The sequence below is a fragment of the Meridianimarinicoccus aquatilis genome (assembly GCF_004358675.1).
Taxonomy (GTDB): domain Bacteria; phylum Pseudomonadota; class Alphaproteobacteria; order Rhodobacterales; family Rhodobacteraceae; genus Meridianimarinicoccus; species Meridianimarinicoccus aquatilis.
In genome coordinates this window covers 26,946-46,512 of the sequence record NZ_SMZO01000017.1, presented here as the reverse complement: position 1 = coordinate 46,512, position 19,567 = coordinate 26,946, and the positions used below count along the sequence as shown (strand labels likewise).

Genomic DNA, 19,567 nt, shown 5'->3' with positions numbered 1-19,567 from the left:
GACCCGAAAATGACGACCAAGAGCTGGCTTTTCACCAGCGAATCCGTATCCGAAGGCCATCCAGACAAGGTATGCGACCGGATTTCGGACGCTATTCTAGACGCTTTTCTGGCCGAAGATCCTCATTCGCGTGTGGCGTGCGAAACTCTTGCCACGACAGATCACGTTACCATCGCTGGTGAAGTGCGCGGCCCCAATTCGGTGCGTCAGCAGGTTGAAGAAATCGCTCGCGCTGCGATCCGCGATATTGGGTATGATCAAAAGGGGTTTTCGTGGCGGACCTGTGCTGTCAATAACCTGCTGCACGAACAGTCCGCAGACATCGCCCAAGGCGTCGATGAGGGCGATAAGGGCGAAGAAGGTGCCGGCGATCAGGGCATCATGTTCGGCTATGCGTGTAGTGAAACGCCTGAACTGATGCCGATGCCGATCCTCGTTGCGCATCGTGTTCTGCGGTTGATGGCAGAAGACCGAAAATCCGGCGTGCAGACAGGATTTGGGCCAGACGCAAAAAGCCAAGTCACCCTGCGCTACGAGGGCGGCAAGCCTGTTGCCGTTGATACGGTCGTCGTCTCGACCCAGCATGCCGAAGAGTTGACCACCGCTGAAGTGCGCGCGCTTGTGGAACCCTATGTCGCAAAGGCAATGCCCGAGGGTTGGGGTGTCTCTTCCGACATGAAGTTGATCGTAAACCCGACAGGGCGCTTTGTGATCGGCGGGCCGGATGGCGATGCGGGCCTGACGGGCCGCAAGATCATCGTCGACACCTATGGTGGGGCGGCCCCCCATGGCGGCGGGGCCTTTTCGGGCAAGGATCCGACCAAGGTGGACCGGTCTGCTGCGTATATCTCGCGCTATCTTGCCAAGAACGTCGTGGCGTCTGGTGTGGCAGAGAAATGCCAGATCCAGCTTGCCTATGCCATCGGCGTTCCTGAGCCGGTTGCGCTGTACGTCGATACGCTTGGCACGGGTCAAGCGGATGAAGACCAGATCGCGGCGACCTTGCGTGAGTTGGTCAAAATGACTCCACGCGGCATTCGTACGCATCTGGATCTGCTCAAACCGATTTATGCCCGTACAGCTGCCTATGGCCATTTTGGGCGCGAACCCGATGCCGATGGCGGTTTTTCGTGGGAACGCACTGACCTCGCAGCAGAAATCGCAAGCCGTTTCGGCGCGTCCGCTGCCGCAACGTGATAAAGAATTTAGGGATACGCACATGACCAGCCAAGACGGCAGCACAGGCGACTTCATCGTCAAAGACATCGCGCTTGCGGATTACGGGCGCAAAGAACTTGATATCGCGGAAACCGAAATGCCGGGCTTGATGGCTTTGCGCGAAGAGTTTGGCGCGGAAAAGCCGCTGGCTGGTGCCCGCATCGTCGGATCATTGCACATGACCATTCAGACCGCTGTTCTGATCGAAACGCTTGTCGCGCTTGGGGCGGACGTGCGTTGGGCGTCATGCAACATCTTCTCGACCCAGGATCACGCTGCGGCGGCCATTGCAGCAGGCGGCACACCCGTTTTTGCGATCAAGGGTCAGACACTGACAGAACATTGGGACTATCTTGATCGGTCGTTCATGTTCCCCGAAGGCGCGAACATGATCCTGGACGATGGCGGTGATGCGACGCTGTACGTTCTTTTGGGCGCACGGGTTGAAGCCGGCGAAACGGACTTGATCGAAGTGCCCACCTCGGAAGAGGAAGAGGCAGTGTTTGCCCAGATCAAAAAGCGCATGGCACAAAGCCCCGGTTGGTTCACCAAAACACGCGAAGCGATCAAGGGCGTGTCCGAGGAAACCACCACCGGTGTCCACCGGCTTTATGAGCTGCAGAAAAAGGGCCAGCTTCCTTTCCCTGCAATCAACGTGAATGACAGTGTGACCAAGTCGAAATTTGACAACAAATACGGCTGTAAGGAATCGCTGGTTGATGGCATCCGCCGCGCCACCGACACAATGATGGCGGGCAAAGTTGCCGTTGTCATGGGGTACGGAGATGTTGGCAAAGGCTCTGCTGCATCTCTTCGCGGGGCTGGTGCGCGTGTGAAAGTGACCGAGGTCGATCCGATTTGTGCTTTGCAAGCGGCGATGGACGGCTTTGAAGTGACGCTTCTTGAAGACGTTGTATCGTCGGCCGACATCTTCATCACAACAACTGGCAACAAGGACGTCATTCGCATCGAGCATATGCGCGAGATGAAGGATATGGCGATCGTGGGCAATATCGGCCATTTCGACAACGAAATTCAGGTTGCCAGCCTCAAGAACCACAAATGGACCAACATTAAAGACCAGGTGGACATGATCGAAATGCCAAGCGGCAATCGGATCATCCTTTTGTCCGAAGGGCGACTGCTGAACCTTGGCAATGCCACGGGTCACCCCTCTTTTGTGATGTCGGCGTCGTTCACCAATCAGGTTCTTGCGCAGATCGAGCTTTGGTTGCGCGGCGATCAGTACGGCAACGAGGTGTATGTACTGCCCAAGCATCTGGACGAAAAGGTTGCGCGGCTTCATCTGGATCGGATCGGCGTCAAGCTCAGCACCCTGTCGCCAGAGCAAGCGGCCTATATCGGCGTCACGCCCGAAGGCCCGTTCAAGCCTGAACATTACCGTTATTGAGGAAGGGCGGGGCAGCCACGGCGCTGCCCCGGCATTGCACCATGAGCAAAAAAACTCCGCAAATCGCCGGGATCGGCAACCCGTTGGTCGACGTCCTCGCATCGGTCGAGTTGGGCGCACCGGCAAAACACGGCCTGACGGTCGGCGAGATGCATCTTGTTGATGCCGCGACGGCCTCGGCGCTCTATGCCGATATCGGCCCGGGTGTGCAGCAATCTGGTGGATCGGTCGCCAACACCATCGCGCATGTCGGCGATCTTGGCCTGAAGGGGACCTTTCTGGGCAAAGTTGCAGCTGATGATCTGGGCAGGGTTTTCCGGGCTGATATGGCAACCCTTGGCATCGATGTGCCGGTGCCGGATCAGACAGATGGCACCGCGACGGGTCATTGCGTCGTGATGGTCACCCCCGATGGGGAACGGACCATGTCAACCTATTTGGGCGCCTGCGAATGTCTTGCACCCGAAGATATGCCACAATCCCTTCCTGCCGAGACCGCAATCTTGCTTGTCGAAGGGTACCATTTCGACACCCCTCACGGCGCAGCGAATGTTGCGCGGGCGGTGGAACTTGCACGCGGCGTCGGGGCAAGGATCGCGCTGACCCCTTCGGATGCGGCCTGCGTCGATCGCCAGCGCGCCGCAATGCTGGCGTTGATTGCAGGGGATTGCGACATCCTGATCGGCAACGAGTTGGAACTGGCGGCTTTGTCCGCTGCCGAAGATCCGATGTCGGCGTTGCATTGGGCGCTTGAGCATGTTGCGACAGTTGCGCTGACCCGGTCTGAAAATGGCGCCTTGATCGCTGATGGTGGCGTGGTCAGTGAAGTCGCGGCGCAACCCGTGGCCAAAGTTGTAGATACCACCGGTGCAGGGGATGCGTTTGCCGCTGGGTTCCTGTCGGCGCTCGCGCTTGGCAAAGCCGCGCCTGATGCGGGTCGCAGCGGGGCGGACCTCGCCGCGCGGGTGATCGGCCATTTCGGAGCGCGGCAGGGCACTGCTGCAGCCTGAAACCAAGCTGAACCAACGAGCGAAAAACAGCGGGCGGGAGGTTACTTCCGCCCGATTTTCGTTTCTCGTCCTCTGCGCAATCGCTCGATATTTTCGGCATGGCGATAGAATATCAGCAATGCCAAAACCCCAAGCGCAAGGGACATATCTTCGTGCCCAAGAAAGATTGCGATAACAGGTGAAAGCGCTGCCGCGACAAGGGCGGATAGGGACGAATAGCGCGTCAAAGCGGCTGAAACGAGCCAGCATCCGCAGGCCGCAAGCCCAACTGGCAAAGATAACGCCAGAAGTGTCCCGAGAAATGTCGCGACACCCTTGCCACCGCGAAACCCCAGATACACGGGAAAGCAATGGCCAAGAAATGCGGCAACCCCGGCGATTTGCGCGGCGTCTGGGCCGAAAGCTGCTTTTGCGGTAAGCACAGCGATGGCCCCTTTGCCGGCGTCCAGAACCAGCGTCAGAAACGCGGCAAGCTTGTTGCCGGTGCGCAGCACGTTGGTCGCGCCGATATTGCCAGATCCGATCTTGCGCAAATCGCCCAGTCCGAACAGCCGCGCCATGACCAACCCAAACGGCACAGCGCCCAGCAGATACGCGGCAACAGCGGTTAGGGCGAGCAGCATTGCGGGGGTGGTCAGTGATGGGATCATTCGAAGACCCTCAAACCGGCGACCCATGTGCCGCGCACTCGGCCTTGCATGCGGGCACCGTCGAACGGGGTGTTCTTGGACTTGGAGTGCAGCTTGAAACGATCCAGCACAAAGGGTGCATGGGGATCGAAGAGAACCAGATCGGCGGGCGCGCCGAGGGTCAAGGTGCCGGCGTCCAGCCCCAGACGCTTGGCGGGGTTCATCGCCATGGCGCGGAATAGGGCGGGCAGGGTCAAATCGCCCGAGTGAAACAATCGCAGCGCAGCAGGGAGCAGGGTTTCCAAACCGACCGCGCCAGCCGCTGCTTCTTCAAAGGGCAGGCGCTTGCTTTCTTCGTCCTGCGGGGTGTGCATGGAACACAGGATGTCGATCAGACCCTCGCGTAGGGCGGACACCATCTCAAGGCGATCTTCCTCGTGACGCAGAGGCGGCTTGACCTTGAAGAAGGTCCGGTAGTCGCCGATGTCGAGTGTGTTCAGTGTCAGGTGGTGGATTGAAATGCCAGCGGTGACGTCCAGCCCGGCGTCTTTGGCGCGGCGCAGGGCGGGCAGGGCGACAGAGGTGGTGATCTGATCGGCATGATAGCGCGCGCCGGTCATTTCCACCAAAGCCAGATCCCGCTCCAGCCCCAACCGTTCTGCCATCGGCGGAACACCGGGAAGTCCGCGCAAAGTGGCGAATTTGCCGCTTGTGATGCAGCCCCCGCCACTGAGGCCGGGATCTTGCACATGGCCGATCACCAACGCGCCAAGGCTGCGCGCATAGGTGAAGCATCGGGCCAAAACACGCGGGTCGGTCAAAACGTGGTCACCATCGGTGAAGGCCACAGCGCCGGCATCCTTGAGAAACCCGATTTCTGACATCTCGCGCCCGGCCCGACTGCGCGTCAGGGTTGCCATGGCAGCAATGTGCACCGGGGTCGTTTCCGTCCCCCGCCGCATGACGAACTCCAGCGTTTCGGGGCTGTCGATCGGGGTCAGCGTATCAGGCCGGATCACCATGGTTGTGACGCCGCCCGCGGCGGCGGCCTTTCCGGCGGTCTTGAAACTTTCCTTGTGGCGTTCGCCCGGTTCGCCCACTTTTACGCCCAGATCGACAATACCGGGCGCAAGGCAGGCACCGGTGCAATCGATCACCGTAGAACCGGCTGGTGCCTTTGGCGGCGCGCCCGTACCGGTGGCAGCAATGCGGCCCTCTTGCGCCAGCAACCACCCTTCGGTGGTGCTGTCGGTGACCGGATCAACAAGTTTGGCATTGGCGAAAAGGGTGGTCATGTTGCCTCGCGCTGGACCTGCCGCATCAGGTCATGGATGGGTCTCGGGTCGGTCAGGTGGGTAAATCCAACGCGGCGCTGCTCGGTGCCGTCTGGTGTCTTGACGATGTCGGTCGCAAACCAAAGGTTGCGGCCCTCTAGGTCGATCCGCGTTTGGTGGGTGATCGGATAAGCATCAAAGCTACGCTTGCGCAAAATCGCTGTGGCGATAAAGGCCCGCTCATCGGTGAGCGTGTACCATGTGCAGCGCCGCGTATAGGCGTGCCAAAGCCGTTCACCGCCAGCGCGTTGCAGCCCCAATGCCAAAAAAGGCAGCCCAAATAGCGGGAACACAAGCCCGAAGAAACTTCCACCCGGCAGTTGCCCCAGAGCCATGACCATCCAGAAGATTGCAAAACCAGCGAATGCACCGCCAAACAGCCCGTCGGACAGTTTCCAGCCGGTCCAGTCGGGCGCGGTATCGGGTTGCCCCTGCCAAAGAACCTTTTCACCCGGGTTCAGAATGCCCTGCCAGCCATCGGCCATCAGCGCCCCCCGATCATCGCAAGCGCGGCTATGAGCAGCCCGGCGACGACCAAAGCCGACAAAAGCACTTTGGGGCCAAGGGTGCGGCGCTGCCGTGTTGGCGTCGTGGTGCCTTGTGCGGTCACAGGGGCAGGGCTTGCAGCGCACGGCGTGTCACGGCGGGGGCCAGGATCGCGGATTGTGTCAAATTCGGCCAGCGGCAGCAGCCATTCGGTTGGGGCCAGTGTTGCTTCGGCTCCGTTGAACGCGGGGGACTGCACGATCAAAACATGCCCTGTCGCGCCTTCCAGCGCGATGCGTGCTGCGGCGATCTGGTCATCCGGCACGTCGTGGCCCGACCGCAGATAGGTGGCAAACCCGATGTCTTTCAAATCCGCGACGGGCACCAGCGTCAGCCAATGGGCATCCAGGTCGCGGGTGCCCAAAGCCGATCCGACCATTGTGCCGATGTGCGGGTCTTCGGCCAGAAAGGCTGCGCGCAGCGCCGCCGCCTCGGGCGCGTCGGGGCTCAGCGCATAAAGCCGCAGTCGACCCCCTTCGCCCCGTTCGACGATGCGTGAGACGGTCACGCGGCGCCCTCCTGCCGTGCGGCAGCGAGGTTGCGGGCCAACAGATCCATCGCCGCCATGCGCACGGCCACACCCATTTCGACCTGTTCCTGAATGACCGATCTGTTGATGTCGTCCGCAAGAATGCCGTCGATTTCGACCCCGCGATTCATCGGGCCAGGGTGCATTACAATCGCGTCGTCTTTGGCGAAGGCCAGCTTTTCGGGATCAAGCCCATACCGGTGATAGTATTCGCGTTCCGAGGGAATGAACCCGCCATCCATGCGTTCTTTCTGAAGCCGCAGCATCATCACAACGTCACAGCCGGTCAGCCCTTCGCGCATGTCATCATAAACCTCGACACCGAGGTCGCGCACTTCACTGGGCATCAGGGTCGGCGGGCCAATCAGCCGCACGCGGTTTTCCATTTTGCCCAGCAACAGGATGTTCGACCGTGCGACCCGGCTATGGGCGATATCGCCGCAAATCGCGATGTTCAGCCGGTGCAGGCGCCCTTTGGCGCGCCGGATCGTCAGCGCGTCAAGCAAGGCTTGCGTGGGGTGTTCGTGGCGCCCGTCGCCTGCGTTCAGAACAGCGCAGTTCACCTTTTGCGCAAGCAGGTCAACGGCGCCCGAATGCGGGTGGCGCACGACCAGCAAATCAGGGTGCATTGCGTTCAGCGTCAAGGCCGTGTCGATCAGTGTTTCGCCCTTTTTGATGGAACTGGCCTGCATCGCCATATTCATCACATCTGCCCCAAGCCGCTTGCCCGCCAACTCGAAACTGGCCTGTGTGCGTGTCGAGGCCTCAAAGAACATGTTGATCTGGGTCAGACCCTTCAGCGCGTCAGACTGTTTTACGGCTTGCCGGTTAAGATCGACATAGGTGTCCGCGAGGTCCAGCAGGGTTGCGATCTCGACTGGATGAAGCGGTTCAATGCCCAGCAGATGCCGTGCCCGATATGTCATGCCGCCCCCAATGCTATGTTTACCGGTTGTATAGGGCTGTGGCCGGGACCGGGCAAGAGGCGCGCAAGATCAAGCTGGCTTTGCGAGCGATTGTTATTGGTCTGCGCGCAGCTTAGATTACGGCGTATGACCGGGATCAGCGATGCACATGCGCTCAAAGCGCTTTTGGACTGGCAGTCCGAACTGGGGGCGGATCTGCCAATCGGGGACCTGCCAGTAAATCGCTATGCGGAACCCGCTGTTGCGCCGCGTGTTGCCGCCGCTGCCGCTGCTGCGCCGTCGGCGCCCGTTGCAACCTCGAAAGAGCCTGATCCAGTGGCGATAGCAGATGCACTGGCGCAAGGGGCGGGTGATCTTGAGGGCCTGCGGGCCGCCATGGGAAGCTATGACCATTGCGAGTTGAAATTGGGTGCGCGCAATCTGGTGTTTGCCGATGGTGTTCCGGGTGCAAAGGTGATGATCATCGGCGAGGCACCGGGCCGCGAAGAAGACATGCAAGGCAAACCCTTCGTCGGGCAAGCCGGGCATCTGCTTGACTTAATGCTGTCTGCAATAGGCCTGTCGCGAAGCGCTTCAGACAAAGACAGTGCCGTTTATATCAGCAACCTGATCCCTTGGCGCCCGCCGCAGAACCGGGCACCGACCCCGCAGGAAAGTGCCATGATGGCCCCGTTCACGCGCAGGCATATCACGCTGGCTGCGCCAGAGATCATCGTGTTGATGGGGAACACGGCGTGCGAAGGATTGCTTGGGCGCAAAGGGATTACCCGGTTGCGTGGTCAGTGGCTTGAGCTTGGGGATCGCCCATGCCTTCCGATGCTGCATCCCGCATATCTGTTGCGAAATCCGGCGGCCAAACGCGAAGCCTGGGCCGATCTTCTAAGCTTGCGCGCGAAACTCGGGCCTCAAAGCAAGGACTCCCTCTTATGAGCCGTATCGACGAGACCAAACCCTTCATGCCCATCCGCATCGCGGTGCTGACCGTGTCAGACAGCCGAACGCAGGACGATGACAAGTCGGGGACAGTGCTGGTAGACCGGATTGCGAAAGCGGGCCATACGGTTGCGGCTCGCCTCATTTTACGTGACGAGCGTGCCGAAATTGCTGCGCAGCTACGAACATGGTGTGATGATCCTGCCATTGATGTGGTGATTTCGACCGGCGGGACCGGCCTGACCGGGCGCGATGTCACTGTTGAGGCGCACCGGGATGTCTATGAAAAGGAAATCGACGCGTTCGGCACGGTGTTCACGATGGTGTCCTTTGCCAAGATCGGGACCTCTGCTGTTCAGAGCCGCGCCACTGGCGGTGTCGCAAACGGGACCTATTTGTTTGCTCTGCCCGGCAGTCCGGGCGCCTGTAAAGATGCGTGGGACGAAATTTTGTCACTGCAACTCGACTATAGACACCGGCCATGCAACTTCGTCGAAATTCTGCCGCGACTTGATGAACATCAGCGACGCAAGTGATGGCTGCGGCCACTAAGGGCAAAATACGGGGCCAGTGTGTGAGCCCTGAACGATTGGAAGATTCGCAGACGAGAGGATCGTCATGGGCTTTGTGCGTAGCGCACTGATCGGGATTATGCTGGGGGCGTTGACGCTTGGAGCCCTTGGCTGGGCGGGGGTCTCGATCTGGTCAGCAATCAGTGCGATGTCCGAAGATGACACACCCGAACGGAACCGACGCGAAGTCGTTACGGCCGTCAATGCGGTCACAGTCAGTTCGGGGTCCGAAATCCCCGTGATCGAAGCGTTTGGAACCTTGCGCAGCACACGCACGTTGGAACTGCGCGCGGCCAGTGCTGGTCAGATCGTGAATGTGATGGACCCCTTTCGGGATGGTGTGCGCGTCGCAGGCGGTGAGATGGTAGCACGCATTGACCCTGCCGAAGCCGAAGCCGCGCTTGCGACAGCACAAGCGGACCTGACCGAGGCAGAGGCAGATCTGCGCGATGCTGCGCTCGGACTGGAGCTTGCAAAGGACGATCTGACAGTCACACAAGAACAAGCTGACCTCAGGGCGCAGGCTTTGGCCCGGCAGAATGATCTGGGCGCGCGCGGCGTCGGAAGTGCGGCAGCGGTCGAAACTGCGGCTCTGGCTGCGGCGCAGGCCCGTCAGGCAGTGGTGTCAAGACGACAGGCGCTTGCGCAGGCAGAGGCACGCTTGGATCAGGCGGGGACGGCGCGGGAAAGAGCAAGGATCGCTTTGGGTGAAGCCGCGCGGCTGCTGCAGGACACGTCGGTCATCGCGCCCTTTGACGGGGTTTTGTCCGATGTCGCCGTGGTGCGTGGCGGGCTGGTGGCGCGAAATGATCTTCTGGCCCGGCTGGTGGACCCTGCTGCGTTGGAAGTCGCATTTCGCCTGTCGACCGCGCAGTTTGCACGGCTGACCGAACGCGGAAGCGTGCCGCAAGACGCAGTGGCGAGTGTCAGTCTGGATCTTGGCGGATCCGAGCTTGTTTCAACGACAGATCGGCTGCGCGAAAGCCCGGTGGTTGGCGAAGGCGAAAGTGGCCGCGCATTGTTCGCAAGACTACGCGACGTGACAGGGTTCAGGCCCGGCGACATCGTGACGGTTCGCCTTGCTGAACCCCCTTTGCCCGGCGTTGCACGACTGCCAAGCAGCGCAGTCGGAGCGCAGGGTGAGGTGCTGGTCATCGGACCAGAGGACCGGCTTGAAGAAGCGCGAGTCCAGATCGTGCGCAGGCAAGGCAACAGCGTTCTGGTTCGCGCGCCGGCACTGGAAGAGGCGCAGATCGTGGCAGACCGCAATCCGTCGCTGGGGGCAGGGCTTAAGGTTCGGATCATTGATCGCGCGCCACAGTCGAATGCCCGGACCGGTGCAGATGCCGTGCGCGGGCAGATGATAGATCTCAATCCCGAACGGCGGGCCGCGCTGATGGCTTTGGTCCGTGCCGACGCTAATCTGCCTGAACAGGAGCGGGACCGCATGCTTTCCATACTGGCCAATACCGCTGTTCCTGCTGGCATTATTGACCAGATCGAACAGCGCCGGGGCGGATAGAGTGGGGCGCGGCGGTCTTATAGGGTACTTCGTACGTCATGGTACGGCCGCCAACCTGCTGTTGGCGGTGATGGTTGTGCTCGGTCTTGCCGCAGCTGTTCAGATGCGGGCGCAGTTCTTTCCGGACATCGTTCTTGACGATGTCAGGGTGACCGTGCGTTGGGATGGGGCCGGCCCCGAAGATGTGGACCGCGCGGTCGTGGCACCGCTACTGCCCGCGTTGCAGGCAGTTGATGGGGTTGAAGAAACCGATTCTGTGGCCCGTGACGGCACCGCGACCATTTCTTTGGAATTTGAACCCGGCTGGGATATGGCACGCGCACTTGATGCGGTGCAAACAGCTGTGGACAGTGTTTCTGACCTGCCAGAGGATGCAGACCGCCCCGAAGTGACCCGGCGGGAATGGCGTGATCGGGTAACGGATGTGGTGCTCACCGGCCCGGTCGGGGTGGACCAGTTGGCCCGTTTCACAGACGCGTTTGTGTTGCGCTTGTTCGAAATCGGGGTGACCCGGACAACGATCAGCGGCATTGCCGACCCTGAAATCCGCATCACAGTGCCGACCGCAAATCTGATCCGATATGACATGACCTTGTCGCAAATCGCATCAGCGGTCACTGCCCAGGCGGGAACCGCCCCGTCGGGAAGTGTCGCAGGCGCTGATGCGAGGTTGCGCAGCGGCACAGCTCGGCGCGAAGCTGGCGACATCGCCGCGATTGTTCTGCGCAGCGCGGCCGATGGATCAAGCCTTACCGTTGGTGACGTTGCTCAAGTGGAAATAGGCGGAACCGATCGGGTCAGCGCCTATTTTGTTGGTAAACAACCTGCGATTTCCCTACGGGTCGACAGGTCTGCGCGGGGCGATGCCATTGCGCTGCAAAGGCAGGTCGAAGAGCTTGCCGCAGACTTCACGCAGACTTTGCCGGACGGCGTTACTGTTGATCTTGTGCGCACCCGCGCGGATGCAATTTCGGACCGGTTGAATATCCTGCTGGATAATGGCCTGACCGGTCTGGCGTTGGTGGTCGGGCTACTTTTCCTGTTCCTGAATGCACGTGCGGCGTTGTGGGTCGCGGCAGGGATTCCGGTGGCCATGTGTGCCGCCATCGCCGTTATGTATGCCGCCGGATTGTCGCTGAACATGATTTCGCTGTTTGGGCTGATCCTGACCTTGGGGATCGTGGTCGATGACGCAATTGTCGTGGCAGAGCATGCGGACTTCCGGTCTCGTACGCTGGGCGAGTCTCCGACCCGCGCGGCTGAAACTGCGGCCCGCCGCATGGCCCTGCCGGTCTTTTCTGCCGCCCTGACGACGATCATTGCGTTTTGGGGGCTGACGGCGATTGGCGGGCGCTTTGGGGCCATGGTCTTTGATATCCCCGTCACCGTCGTCGCCGTACTGGCGGCGTCCCTTGTCGAATGTTTTCTGATCTTGCCGGCTCACATGCGCCACGCGCTCGCGGCATCGCGGCACGATGCGTGGTATGATTGGCCGTCCCGGCAGGTAAATCGCGGCTTTGGTTGGGTGCGGGAACGGGTCTTTCGCCCATTGATGCGCTTGGTGATTGCGGCCCGGTATCCGATCTTGGCGGGTCTTGTCGCCCTTTTGACCAGTCAGGCACTGTTGCTGATGTCGGGAGAGGTGCCATGGCGCTTTTTCAATGCGCCGGAGCGCGGCTCCATCACCGGTAATTTCGTGATGACGTCTGATGCAACGCGCGCGGATACGATGGCGCAAATGCGCGAATTGCAGCGGGCAGCAGACGTGGTCGCAGCAGATCTGCAAGCGCAACATGGCCGTAATCCACTGGACTATGTTCTGGCCAAGGTGGGTGGAACGACAGGGCGTGGTCTGGCTTCGGCTGACGAGAAAGACCCGGATTTGCAGGGATCGATTTCCATTGAATTGATTGGTGCCGACCTGCGCCCATACTCTTCATTCGAAGTGCTGCGATTGTTTCAGGACGAGGTTGAGCGCTTGCCGCGCACCGAAGAGTTGAGCTTCCGAAGCTGGCGGGCGGGCCCGGGCGGCGATGCGTTGGATGTTCAACTTTTCGGAACCGATACGGGGCAGCTCAAGGCGGCGGCTGAAACTTTGAAACGGGAGCTTTCAACCTATCCCGAAGTTTCGGCGTTGCAGGACACGATGCCATGGGACAAGCGCGAGATCACCCTGGACCTGACCCCGCGTGCGCAGGTTCTTGGCTTTTCCATTGATACGCTGGGCAGAGTGCTGCGGGATCGGCTGACCGGCATCGAGGCATTGAGCTTTCCAGACGGGCCACGCACCGGAACAATCCGCGTAGAGGTTCCTGAGGGCGAGGCCACGGCGGACTTTCTTGAACGTGTGCGACTGCGGGCACCGTCAGGCCAATATCTGCCGCTTGCAGATCTCGTAACTTGGCGGGCTGAGCCGGGTTTTGCCAGCATCCGGCGCGAAAACGGATTGCGCACTGTATCAGTCAACGGTGATCTGTCCGAAGATGATCCCACGCGCGCTGCGCAAATCATGGAAACGCTGGAAACAGAGATTTTGCCCCGGATCGAGGAAGAATCCGGTGTTGGCTGGCGGTTGGCTGGTTTGGCCGAACAAGAGAGTGATTTCTTGTCCGACGCGAGTATTGGGTTCACGCTGTGTCTGCTGGGAATATTCATGACCCTTGCCTGGGTCTTTGCCAGTTGGACCCGTCCTTTGGTGATTATGGCCGTTATTCCGTTTGGCCTGATCGGCACGATCTGGGGGCACTATATCTGGGATGTTCCGCTGTCGATGTTCAGTGTTGTTGGGCTGATTGGCATGACGGGGATCATCATCAATGACAGCATTGTGTTGATCACCACCATCGACAGCTATGCCCGCACGCGCGGATTGCGGCCTGCAATCGTTGATGCGGTGTGTGATCGGCTGCGCCCGGTGCTTTTGACGACCCTTACTACGGTTCTGGGACTTGCCCCGCTTCTTTATGAAACGTCGCGCGACGCGCAATTTCTGAAGCCCACGGTCATAACGCTGGTCTACGGGCTTGGCTTTGGGATGGTCTTGGTTCTGATCATGGTGCCAGCGCTACTGGCAAGTGGTCAGGATGTGTCGCGCTGCCTCAGGGCTGCACGGCGGGCTTTGTTCGGACGGGCGCGCGGCGCTACTGTTGCCAGCCTATCTCTCTCGGTGCTTTTGGCGCTGTGGGGCGGCGCGACGCTTGGGGCACAGGCAACCCTTGGTCGTATGCTTGTGTCGGTGGGACGTCCCGAGGTTGGCATGGGCGGTGCCTTTGTCATCTTCGCGATCGGGGTGATTCTGATGACTCTCGCAGCACTTTTGGTCGTGTCGATGCTGCCTTTGATGCGGCGACGGGGTCAGTCAGCCTGACAACCAAACATTTCAACCGCGCCTTTGTCCCCAAGAACAGTGAAGCGCATCTGTGAACGATTCAGGGCAAATGGCTTTGCCTCGGGCGGTACAAGGTCGGCGACGGCGGTAATCGTATCGCCCTTACGGCTCACCTTGCTGGGCGAGGTCCAGACATCGCTGCGCGAAGGTTCGAGAAAGACACGCTCGGTGCCGCCTTGGGCAGGCACAGGCAGATATGCGGTGATTTGCAATCCGTCGCGGATAGGCTCCACAGCGCAGCGCGCGGTCTGGCTCTGCACCGTTTTGGGAATGCGCGCAATGGCTTCGGAAATGAGTGGCTCATGCGCCCCAGCCCCCGGTGCGATGTCAGACGAAAACAGGATCTCAACCGGCAAGCAGATATCTCTGCACACCCCGATAGAAGCACGCACTGATACGTTCATTTTCGTCGAGGCATCGGTTGGCTTGATTTCTAACGGTAAGACAACTTCGTCCGCGTATCCGATTGTTTCCAGCCCATAGCTTTCGAAAACTCCCGGTCGCGGCCATCCTATACGCACGGAGTGTACATTCGTCGACTGCGCGAAAGTGAGCGTCGGCGGAATGCCAGACTCGCCGGGCACGCGCCAATAGGTTTTCCAACCGGGGGCGAGGGTGATGCGAAGCCCAGCCATGTGACTGCCAGTTTCAGTACGCCAGCCAGGAACCAGATCAAGCTCGACCACATCCTGCACAGATTGAGCAGGCGCAGTCACGGCTGAACACAGAAGGAAACCAAGGACGGCAGAGGAGGCAATTCGCTTTTTCATGGCACGGTGTTTGCAGAAAAGCGCTTCAACACCAAGTCACATTCAGGCGATGCGGCGTCATTGTTTTCGACTTGCCCTTGCGCGGAGCGCAGGAACAGGGTGAAGTTCTAGAAATATTTATAGGTTATCATGGATCTGACAGGCAAAATTCTTTTGGCAATGCCCGGCATGGGCGATCCGCGTTTTGAGAAAAGCGTGATCTTTATGTGTTCACATTCCGATGAAGGTGGCATGGGCTTGATCGTCAACAAACCCGCCGTTGAGGTTGGCTTTCGCAAGCTACTTTCTCAGCTGTCGATCGAAGCACTCAGCGACGTCCCGGTGCCAGAGGTTTTTCTCGGCGGCCCGGTGGAACATGCTCGAGGGTTTGTTCTGCATTCCGACGAGTATGGCGCGCCCGAAACAACGCTTCGCGTTGAGGGTGGTTTCGCCATGACGGCGACACTGGATGTGCTTGAAGACATCGCGCGCGGGCAAGGGCCCAACGCATGTCTTTTGGCTCTGGGGTACTCAGGTTGGGGTCCGGGTCAGTTGGAAGCAGAATTGGCGCAGAACGCGTGGCTTGTGGCCGATGCCAGTGCGCAGTTGATTTTCAACGTGGACAGTGATGACAAATGGGCGGCGGTTTTGGCGGCCATGGGTATCGACCCTGTCACCTTGTCCGGTGCAGCTGGCCGGGCTTAGCCTTCGCGCGGGGCGGCGGCGCGTCTGAGGCGGTCATTGATCGCAGCGCCAAGGCCGGTGTTTGGAATGGGCGAGACGGCAATGGCCGCAGCGCCCGACGCATCAAGGTCGTGCAACGCGGAAAACAGGCGCGCGGTCGCCTCGGTCAAATCGCCGCGTGGGGACAGGTTTATCGTGGCGTCCGGCGCATGGCCAAATCCAAGCAAGACTTCATTGGCCAACGGCGCTTTTGCATTCAGCCTGACCGGGGCGCGCGGCGCGTAGTGTGACGTGAGTTGACCTGGCGCCATGGGCCGCGTGTCGTTGGCGGTTGTTTCGATGATGATTGGCGCTCCCAAAACGTCTTCCATCGCTTCTGCTGCCAAGCCGCCGGGACGCAAGAGCCGGGGGGTGCCCGTCAGATCAAGGATCGTGGATTCCACGCCCACGGCGCAGGGCCCACCATCCAGAACTGCTTCGATCCGTCCGTCGAGCCCTGCCAGAACATGGGCCGCAGTGGTGGGGCTGATCCTGCCTGACGGGTTGGCAGAGGGCGCGGCAAGCGGCACGCCACATGCGCGCAGCAGGTCTTGGGCGACCTTGGACGCGGGCACCCTCAGGGCAATACTGTTCAGACCAGCGGTGACCAGCGGCGAAATACCGGCACCCGGTTTCAGCGGAAGTACCAACGTCAAAGGGCCGGGCCAAAATGCGGCTGCAAGCGTCATGGCCTGCGGGCCAAGGTGCGCAATGGCGCTTACGGCAGCAGCATCAGCCACATGGACGATCAGCGGATTGAAGGCCGGGCGATCCTTGGCGGCGTAAATACTCGCGACGGCGGCATCGCTCCGGGCGTTTGCACCCAGACCATATACCGTCTCAGTCGGGAAGGCGACGCGCCCCCCCGTTTCAAGGATCTGCGCTGCACGTGCCAGGCCGGAAGGGTCAGGAACGAGCCGGTCGGTCTGTATGCGCATTGCGGGTGTCCTGTGACGCGGCGTTTCGGTTGTCAGGCGGCGGGGCTGTTATAGGGTTCCGGGACACGCTGCCCGAGGAGTCCCTATGCCCTACACTGCCCCCGTTTCAGAGTTCAAGTTCCTGCTCGCGCATGTGGTGGATTTCGCTCAAGTCACCGCCACGCAGCAGTTCGAAGGTGCAGCGGCCGATGTGACAGATGCCATCCTCACCGAAATCGGGCGGCTGTGCGACGAGGTTATTGCGCCGCTCAACCGAGCGGGTGATCTTCATCCGGCCCGAATTGAAAACGGCGTCGTGCGAACTTCGCCCGGATTTTCCGAGGGCTATCGCGCGATTGCTGAAGGGGGCTGGATCGGCCTGTCGGCGGCTGAAACTTATGGCGGCATGGGGCTGCCTTTGACACTGAACACGGCGCTGAATGACATGATGTCCGGTGCGTGCCTGTCTTTGCAACTTTGTCCGCTTCTGTCACAGGGCCAGATCGAGGCGCTTTCGCATCACGCCAGCGATGACATCAAGGCATTGTATCTGCCCAAACTGATTTCCGGTGAATGGACCGGAACGATGAACCTGACAGAGCCGCAAGCCGGGTCCGATGTGGGAGCTGTCCAAAGCAAGGCGCAAGACAATGGCGATGGGACTTTTGCGATCACCGGGCAGAAGATCTATATCACTTGGGGCGATCACGATGTTGCTGAAAATGTCTGTCATCTTGTTCTGGCGCGCTTGCCAGAGGCCCCGGCCGGCACAAAAGGGCTGAGCTTGTTTTTGGTACCAAAGCGCCTGCCGGATACAGACGGAAAGCCCGGCGTGCTCAATGGCGTGTCGGTTGTGTCGTTGGAACACAAGCTGGGACTACACGGCTCCCCCACCTGCGTGATGCAGTATGATGGTGCGACTGGCTGGCTGATTGGGCCGCCGCAGGGCGGAATGGCTGCAATGTTCACCATGATGAACAATGCGCGCCTTGGTGTAGGTGTTCAGGGTGTCGGCATCGCCGAGGCCGCGATGCAGCATGCGCTGGCATACGCGGCAGAGCGCAAGCAAGGACGCACCCCAACTGGTGAGACGTCGATCCTTGGCCACGCCGATGTGCGTCGGATGCTGACAGCAATGCAGGCCGATTTATTCGCGGCACGGTCGATTTCTTTGGCGTGCGCGGTGGCTATCGACATGCAGACAGCGACCGAGGCATCCCATTGGGAAGCGCGCGCGGCCTTCCTGACGCCGATTGCCAAGGCATTCGGGACGGATGTGGGGATCGCGGCGGCCAATGACGGCGTGCAGGTGTTTGGCGGCATGGGTGTGATTGAAGAAACCGGCGCCGCGCAATTCAGCCGCGACGTGCGCGTCACCGCAATTTACGAAGGGACCAACGGGATTCAAGCGATGGATCTTGTCTCGCGCAAGCTGTCAGATGGCGGCGAGGCAGCCTTTGGTCTGATCAAAGAAATCGAAGATACCACCCGCGCCGCGCGCGATGTGTTTCCCCATGAAGCCGAGGCGCTTTGGAATGCGGCGCAAACTCTGCGCGAGGCGACGGAATGGATGCTGTCACAGGAAGATCTGAATGATCGCTTTGCCGGTGCAGTTCCCTTTCTTCGCGGCTTTGCGCGTGTGCTGGGGGGGCTGTTCCATCTCAGGTCGGCTTTGGCTGCACCAAAGACGGCGCGATCGGCGCTGATGCGGGTGTATATCTGGCGGCTATTGCCCGAAATTTCCGGGCTCTTGGCGCAAGCTCAAATCGGGGGCGCCGATCTGTACGATCTTGATTTTGGTCTGCAATCTGCCTGAGGGCAAAGTGCGTTACAGCTTTTCAGGGCGGGGTTGACTTGCCGCAACGCAGCAGGTTTGAGCAAGCTATGAAACCTACCAAGGCAGACCCGCGTATCCGCACCCCGTTTCCCGAAGCCCCGGCGCCGGGAACGGCCATTGAGGTGGCCGATGGCATTTTGTGGATGCGGGTGCCGCTGCCCATGGCACTGGACCATGTGAATATTTACGCCCTTGCCGGTGACGATGGCTGGACGCTGATCGACACCGGGCTTGGCACAAAGCGCGGCAAAGCCGAGATGCAATCGCTTCTCGATGGTCCACTGGGGGGCGCGCCCGTGCGACGGGTACTGGTCACGCATCATCACCCGGACCATGTGGGGTTGGCAGGCTGGTTTCAGACCGAACACGGGGCAGACCTGATCACCACGCGCACGGCGTGGCTTTTTGCGCGGATGTTGCAACTGGATGAACAGCCGCGCCCTACGGCCGAAACAATGGCCTTTTGGCGCAGCGCGGGTATGGCGGCAGATGTCTATGCCAAGCGTGCACAGGAACGCCCGTTCAACTTTGCAGATGTCGTTGCGCCCATGCCGGTTGGCTTCCGGTGCATCCGCGATGGCGACGTGATCGCGCTGGGGCATCGCAAGTGGCGGGTGCGCACGGGCTATGGGCATGCCCCAGAACAGGCCACGCTGTGGTGTGAGGACGCGCCGTTCGTTCTGGGGGCGGACCAGCTTTTACCCTCCATCTCGCCAAATATCGGGGTCTACGCGACAGAGCCTGACGCGGACCCGTTGGCGGGCTGGCTTGATAGCTGCGCAGCCTTTGCCGCCATCGCCCGCGAAGATCATCTGGTTCTGCCGGGGCATAAACTGCCGTTTACCGGGCTGCCGCACCGCCTGCACCAACTGGCCGAAAACCACCATGGCGCACTGGCGCGACTTCAGGCGCATCTTGCCGAGCCGCACACGGCGGCTGAGTGTTTTTTGCCGATATTCAAACGCGATATTTCCGGCGATGCTTACGGGTTGGCTTTGGTTGAGGCGGTTGCTCACCTGAACCATTTGCTGGCACGGGGCGAGGTGACGCGCTGGCGCCGGGCTGATGGCGCATGGCTGTGGCAGTCAAAATGACGCTCATTATCGGCAGGTGCGGGGCGTGACAGGGCCGTTCAATTCGATTACCCACAATCCAAAGACACACGAGGGAGACCATCATGGCGAAGCACGAGCACGGCAAGATGAACATCGAAACGCAGGAAAAGACCTTTCAGGGCTTCATCAAGGCTTCGGTCTATGTGGCTACATTTTCGATCCTGTTGCTGATTTTTATCGGTCTGGTGAACGGCTGATACAGGCATTG

18 protein-coding genes are annotated in these 19,567 nt (G+C 60.3%); 11 read left to right on the top strand and 7 right to left on the bottom strand.

Annotated elements, in window-relative coordinates:
• Window positions 1-9: 9 nt before the first annotated feature.
• Genes metK through E2L05_RS09340 form a run of 3 tightly spaced genes read left to right on the top strand, consistent with a single transcriptional unit; the run spans window position 10 to window position 3,639 of the window.
• The gene (gene metK, locus E2L05_RS09350) at window positions 10-1,197 is read left to right on the top strand and encodes a methionine adenosyltransferase (protein WP_133342651.1); all 1,188 of its coding nucleotides are present in this window, start codon (window positions 10-12) and stop codon (window positions 1,195-1,197) included.
• Window positions 1,198-1,219: 22 nt separating this feature from the next.
• Entirely contained in the window at window positions 1,220-2,629 is a 1,410-nt protein-coding gene (ahcY, locus tag E2L05_RS09345) for an adenosylhomocysteinase (RefSeq protein ID WP_133342650.1), read from the top strand.
• 41 nt (window positions 2,630-2,670) lie between these two features.
• Window positions 2,671-3,639: an adenosine kinase gene (locus E2L05_RS09340; RefSeq protein WP_133342649.1), complete on the top strand. Its 969-nt coding sequence runs from the start codon at window positions 2,671-2,673 to the stop codon at window positions 3,637-3,639.
• A gap of 41 nt (window positions 3,640-3,680) precedes the next feature.
• Here E2L05_RS09340 and plsY read toward each other — a convergent pair whose 3' ends face one another.
• From plsY to E2L05_RS09315, 5 genes are read right to left on the bottom strand one after another with little or no spacing between them, the layout of a single operon-like run.
• Complete coding sequence (gene plsY / locus E2L05_RS09335) at window positions 3,681-4,289, bottom strand: glycerol-3-phosphate 1-O-acyltransferase PlsY (protein ID WP_133342648.1); 609 nt, start codon at window positions 4,287-4,289, stop codon at window positions 3,681-3,683.
• A complete protein-coding gene (gene pyrC, locus E2L05_RS09330; protein ID WP_133342647.1) occupies window positions 4,286-5,563 on the bottom strand; it encodes a dihydroorotase in 1,278 nt (425 codons plus the stop codon). Before pyrC ends, plsY begins: the two co-directional genes overlap by 4 nt.
• Window positions 5,560-6,087, bottom strand: coding sequence for a hypothetical protein (locus E2L05_RS09325; protein ID WP_133342646.1), 528 nt, complete (start codon window positions 6,085-6,087; stop codon window positions 5,560-5,562). Before E2L05_RS09325 ends, pyrC begins: the two co-directional genes overlap by 4 nt.
• The gene (locus E2L05_RS09320; protein ID WP_133342645.1) at window positions 6,087-6,656 is read right to left on the bottom strand and encodes a hypothetical protein; all 570 of its coding nucleotides are present in this window, start codon (window positions 6,654-6,656) and stop codon (window positions 6,087-6,089) included. Before E2L05_RS09320 ends, E2L05_RS09325 begins: the two co-directional genes overlap by 1 nt.
• Window positions 6,653-7,603 carry an aspartate carbamoyltransferase catalytic subunit gene (locus E2L05_RS09315; RefSeq protein ID WP_133342644.1) on the bottom strand — a complete coding sequence of 317 codons (951 nt, stop codon included), beginning with the start codon at window positions 7,601-7,603 and terminating at the stop codon, window positions 6,653-6,655. Before E2L05_RS09315 ends, E2L05_RS09320 begins: the two co-directional genes overlap by 4 nt.
• Before the next feature lie 126 nt (window positions 7,604-7,729).
• On the opposite strand from E2L05_RS09315, the gene E2L05_RS09310 reads away from it, so the two are divergent.
• The 4 genes from E2L05_RS09310 (at window position 7,730) to E2L05_RS09295 (ending at window position 13,997) form a co-directional block, all read left to right on the top strand.
• Complete coding sequence (locus E2L05_RS09310; RefSeq protein WP_133342643.1) at window positions 7,730-8,533, top strand: uracil-DNA glycosylase; 804 nt, start codon at window positions 7,730-7,732, stop codon at window positions 8,531-8,533.
• A complete protein-coding gene (gene moaB, locus E2L05_RS09305) occupies window positions 8,530-9,072 on the top strand; it encodes a molybdenum cofactor biosynthesis protein B (protein ID WP_133342642.1) in 543 nt (180 codons plus the stop codon). Before E2L05_RS09310 ends, moaB begins: the two co-directional genes overlap by 4 nt.
• Window positions 9,073-9,154: 82 nt before the next feature.
• Window positions 9,155-10,630, top strand: coding sequence for an efflux RND transporter periplasmic adaptor subunit (locus E2L05_RS09300; RefSeq protein ID WP_133342641.1), 1,476 nt, complete (start codon window positions 9,155-9,157; stop codon window positions 10,628-10,630).
• Between the two features lies 1 nt (window position 10,631).
• On the top strand, window positions 10,632-13,997 hold the full coding sequence (locus tag E2L05_RS09295) for an efflux RND transporter permease subunit (protein WP_133342640.1): 3,366 nt from the start codon (window positions 10,632-10,634) through the stop codon (window positions 13,995-13,997).
• On the opposite strand, the gene E2L05_RS09290 is transcribed toward E2L05_RS09295, so the two are convergent.
• Window positions 13,985-14,788, bottom strand: a complete 804-nt coding sequence (locus tag E2L05_RS09290) for a protein-disulfide reductase DsbD domain-containing protein (protein ID WP_133342639.1) — start codon at window positions 14,786-14,788, stop codon at window positions 13,985-13,987. The two genes, E2L05_RS09295 and E2L05_RS09290, sit on opposite strands and share 13 nt — an antisense overlap.
• A gap of 129 nt (window positions 14,789-14,917) precedes the next feature.
• Between E2L05_RS09290 and E2L05_RS09285 the strand changes: the two genes are divergently transcribed.
• Window positions 14,918-15,472 (top strand): YqgE/AlgH family protein, encoded by a 555-nt coding sequence (locus E2L05_RS09285; protein ID WP_133342638.1) that lies wholly within the window; start codon window positions 14,918-14,920, stop codon window positions 15,470-15,472.
• Here E2L05_RS09285 and E2L05_RS09280 read toward each other — a convergent pair.
• The gene (locus E2L05_RS09280) at window positions 15,469-16,428 is read right to left on the bottom strand and encodes an L-threonylcarbamoyladenylate synthase (RefSeq protein ID WP_133342637.1); all 960 of its coding nucleotides are present in this window, start codon (window positions 16,426-16,428) and stop codon (window positions 15,469-15,471) included. The genes E2L05_RS09285 and E2L05_RS09280 overlap by 4 nt on opposite strands.
• Before the next feature lie 85 nt (window positions 16,429-16,513).
• Between E2L05_RS09280 and E2L05_RS09275 the strand changes: the two genes are divergently transcribed.
• The 3 genes from E2L05_RS09275 to E2L05_RS09265 all read left to right on the top strand — a co-directional run bounded on the left by E2L05_RS09275 (window position 16,514) and on the right by E2L05_RS09265 (window position 19,556).
• Window positions 16,514-18,223 (top strand): acyl-CoA dehydrogenase, encoded by a 1,710-nt coding sequence (locus E2L05_RS09275; RefSeq protein ID WP_133342636.1) that lies wholly within the window; start codon window positions 16,514-16,516, stop codon window positions 18,221-18,223.
• Window positions 18,224-18,291: 68 nt separating this feature from the next.
• Window positions 18,292-19,338: an MBL fold metallo-hydrolase gene (locus E2L05_RS09270; protein WP_133342635.1), complete on the top strand. Its 1,047-nt coding sequence runs from the start codon at window positions 18,292-18,294 to the stop codon at window positions 19,336-19,338.
• A gap of 83 nt (window positions 19,339-19,421) precedes the next feature.
• A complete protein-coding gene (locus tag E2L05_RS09265) occupies window positions 19,422-19,556 on the top strand; it encodes an aa3-type cytochrome c oxidase subunit IV (protein ID WP_133342634.1) in 135 nt (44 codons plus the stop codon).
• The last annotated feature ends 11 nt before the right edge of the window (window positions 19,557-19,567 follow it).